The sequence below is a fragment of the Actinoalloteichus spitiensis RMV-1378 genome (genome assembly GCF_000239155.1).
Classification (GTDB): domain Bacteria; phylum Actinomycetota; class Actinomycetes; order Mycobacteriales; family Pseudonocardiaceae; genus Actinoalloteichus_B; species Actinoalloteichus_B spitiensis.
In genome coordinates, this window is record NZ_AGVX02000693.1 from 1 (window position 1) to 3,965 (window position 3,965).

Consider the following 3,965-nt stretch of genomic DNA (forward strand, 5'->3'; position numbering starts at 1 on the left):
ACCGGGGTGGTCCCCACCGGACCCGACACCACACCCTGCTCGAGCTCCCCGACACCCGGTCCTGCGGGGTCGGCGAGCGCTGCGGCGAGCGCACGAACCGTCTGACGTTGGAAGATGTCCCTGGTGGACAGGGTGTATCCCGCGCGGCGGGCGCGGGAGACGACCTGGATGCTGAGGATCGAGTCCCCGCCCAGCTCGAAGAAGTTGTCGGTGGCCCCGACCTCCTCGCGGTGCAGGACCTCCGCCCATATCGCGCACAGCGCCCGCTCGGTCTCGTCGGCCGGTGCGACGTGTTCGCCGGAAGTCAGGTCCGCGCCGGGTGCGGGCAGGGCGGCTCGGTCCACCTTGCCGTTGGCGGTCAACGGCAGTGCGTCGAGCACGACGACCGCCGACGGGACCGCGTACTCGGGAAGTGTCGAACGCAGGGCCTCCCGCATTTCTGGCCCGGAAAGGGCGTGGCCGGCGCCCGGCACGGCATATGCGACCAGTCGACGTGCCCCCGGCTGGTCCTCCCGAACCACGACGACCGCGCCCGCGACGCCCGGCAGGACCGCGAGCGCCGCCTCGACCTCGCCGGGTTCGATACGGAAACCCCGCAGTTTCACCTGGTCATCGGACCTGCCCACGAAGTCCAGGTTCCCGTCTGGCCTGCGGCGCACCAGGTCACCCGTCCGGTAGACCCGTTCGCCCCGGGTGCCGAACGGATCCGCCGTGAAACGGGACGCCGTCAGAGCCCGTCTCCCCGTGTAGCCCCTGGCGACGCCGGAACCTCCGAGGTACAGCTCGCCGACCACGCCGATCGGCACCGGTCGCAGGGACGTGTCCAGGACCAGTGCCCGGGTGTCGTCCATGGCGGCACCGAGGGGCACCCGTCCCTCGGAGACCTCCTCGCCGGGCTCTCCGCACACAGCGAACGTGGTGGTCTCCGTCGGGCCGTACACGTGGACGAACCGGGTGCCCGGGCATGCCGATCCCGCACGCGACCAGACCGAGGGGGAGGCCGCCTCACCCCCGGTCCACACCTGGTCCAACCCCGACCAGGCGGTCGGGTCCTCCTCGGTGATGAGCCCGAACAGCGCGGTCGTGACGAAGACCGCCGACAGCCGGTGCTCACGGCACAGCCTCGTGAGCACGAAGGCGTCCAGGTCTCCCGGTGGTGCCACGACCACGGTGCCACCGCCCAGCAGCGGTACCCAGATCTCGTAGACGGCAGCGTCGAAGGCGTGCGGGGAGTGGAGGAGCACCCGACGGTGAGCCGGGTCCAGCCACCGCCGGTCCTCGGTGAACGCCAGCACGTCGTCGTGTGTGACGACCACGCCCTTCGGGGTTCCCGTGGACCCCGAGGTGTACATCACGTAGGCGGCGGCCGCCGCTGGCACGGGGACCGGAGAGAAGCCGGTGACGTCGCCGGACCCGGGCTGACCGGGATCGAGGGTGGTCACCTCGTCCGGGACCCGCTGCCGGTGTCCGGGTTCCGCCACCGCGACCGCGACCCCGAGGTCCTCGCAGATCCAGCGCACCCGCTCGGCTGGACTTCCCGGGTGCACGGGCACGAAGGCCGCTCCGACCTTGAGCACCGCCAGCCAGACCGCGACGACGGCCGGCCCCCGGTCGAGGGCCACCAGCACCGGGGTCTCCACGCCGACGCCGGCGCGGGCCAGATCAGTCGCGAGGCTGTCGGACCACGCGTCGAGCGCCGCATAGCTCAGTTCGAGCCGTTCGGCGCCGGGGACGGCCACCGCCGTGGCGCCCGGACTGGTGGCCACCCTCTCGGCGAAGGCGTCCACGAGCGACCGACCCGGCCGCGCTCGATGACTGGCCTCCGCGGGGAGGAGAAGCGTCCGCTCGGCGTCGTCGAGCAGGGCGGCCCCGCGTAGCGGCTGGTCGGGGAAGGAGGTGAGCTGGCTCGCCAGCCGCACCCAGTGGGCGGCGAGACGTTCCACGGTGGCCGCGTCGAAGAGGTCCGTGTTGTACTCGACGGCCGCGAGCAGCCCTTCGCCTGGGCCGTTCTCGTGGAACTCCAGGGTGAGGTCGAACTGGGCGGTGCCCCGTGGAACCGGGACGCTCTCCACTCGCAGTCCGGGAAGGCGCAGGTCGGCGTCTGGTGCGTTCTGCAGGATGACCATCGCCTGGACGAGGGGGGTGCGGGCAGGGTCCCGCTCGGGTACGAGTTCGTCGACGAGTCGGCTGAAGGGCACCTCCTGGTGGGCGAACGCCCCCAGCACCGTCTCCCGCACCTCGGCCAGGAACTCGACGAACGACCGCCGCTCATCGATCCGCGACCGCAGCACCAGGGTGTTGACGAAGAACCCCACCAGGTCCTCCACCTCGGCCCGGTCCCGACCCGAGGTCACCGTCCCCACCGCCACGTCATCCTGACCGGCGTACCGCCCGAACAACACCTGCGACACCGCCGTCAACGCCATGAACAGGCTCGCGCCGTTGCGGCGCCCGTGCGTCCGCAACGCGTCGGTGAGCGCGGCCGGTACCTCGAAGGTGTGCAGTGAACCGGCGGAGGTGTCAGCGGCGCCGCGCGGCCGGTCCGTCGGTAGTTCCAACGGGGTCATGCCAGCGAGTTGGGAACGCCAGTAGGTGATCTGCGGTTCGAGCACTGAGCTCGTCAGCGCCTCGCGCTGCCAGCGGGCGAAGTCGGCGTACTGGATCCGGGGTGCCGGCAGCACGACCGCCCTCCCCTCGACACCGGCCGTGTAGGCGGCGGCGAGTTCCCGGGTGATGACGCCCATGGACCAGCCGTCCGTGACGATGTGGTGCAGGGAGAGCACGAGCAGGTGGCTGTCCGCTGCCTCCCTGATCAGGAGAGCTCGCACCAGCGGACCCGTCGCCAGGTCGAACGGCGCCGTGCCCTCCTGCCGGAGCAGTCGGGCGACCTCACCGGTCCGGTCGTCCGTGGTCGCGCCCGAGACGTCGACGAAGCGACGCGGCAACGTCATCTCCGTGGCGGGGAGCTGGACCCCGTGTCCGTCGACCGCGTGGAAGGTGGTGCGCAGCGACTCGTGACGCTCCACGACGAGGTCGAAGGCACCCCACAGCGCCTCCGAGTCCAGTGAGCCGGTGAGGCGGAGTGCTCCGGTGACCGTGTACTCGGCTCCTCCTGGCGACAGCTGGTCCAGGAACCACAGCCGTTCCTGGGCGAAGGAGAGCGGCAGGGGCTCGGAACGGTCGGCCGGCGCGATGGCGTCGGCTACCGGGAGCTGGGGCAGGTGTCCGTCAACGGCTCGGGCCAGTTCCGCGACGGTGGGGCCGTCGAACAGCACGCGCGGTGACAGGTCGGCCCCCAAACGAGATCGCACGCGGCTGAGGACTCGGAGACTGGAGATCGAGTCACCGCCGAGGTCGAAGAAGTCGTCGGTCACGCCGATCTCGCCGGTGTCGAGGATGTCGCTCCAGATCTCGCACAGCACGCGCTCGACTTCGGTGCTGGGGGCGACCCGGGTCCGGTCGTCCTCCTGGGTCGGGCGGGGAAGGGCCGCGCGGTCGAGCTTGCCGTTCCCGGTGATGGGTAGGGCGTCGAGGGGGACGAGGGCGGAGGGCACCATGTGCTCCGGCAGCGAACCGCGCAGCTGGTCGCGGAGCTCGGCGGACGTGGGGCAGACACCGGTGGTGGGGACGAAGTAGGCGACAAGGCGAGGGTGCCCGGGGGTGTCCTCCCGGACGACCACCACCGCCTGCGCCACCCCCGGGTGCTCTCCCAACCGGGCGGCGATCTCCCCCGGCTCGATCCGGAACCCCCGCACCTTCACCTGCTCATCCGCCCGACCCACGTACGACAGGCGCCCCTGACCATCCACCCGGGCCAAGTCCCCAGTCCGGTACATCCGCCGGCCATCCCCAGCGAACGGATCGGCCACGAACCGCGACGCCGTCAACCCCGCACGACCCGCATACCCCTGCGCCACGCCCGCACCCGCCACGTACATCTCCCCCACCACCCCCGGAGGAACCGG

At 71.7% G+C, this 3,965-nt stretch carries 1 protein-coding gene; it reads right to left on the bottom strand.

The window, feature by feature from the left end:
- Positions 1-3,761, bottom strand: a 3,761-nt coding sequence (locus tag ACTIDRAF_RS0224050) for a non-ribosomal peptide synthetase (RefSeq protein WP_169534008.1), incomplete at its 3' end; no start/stop codon positions are given.
- Positions 3,762-3,965: the final 204 nt, after the last annotated feature.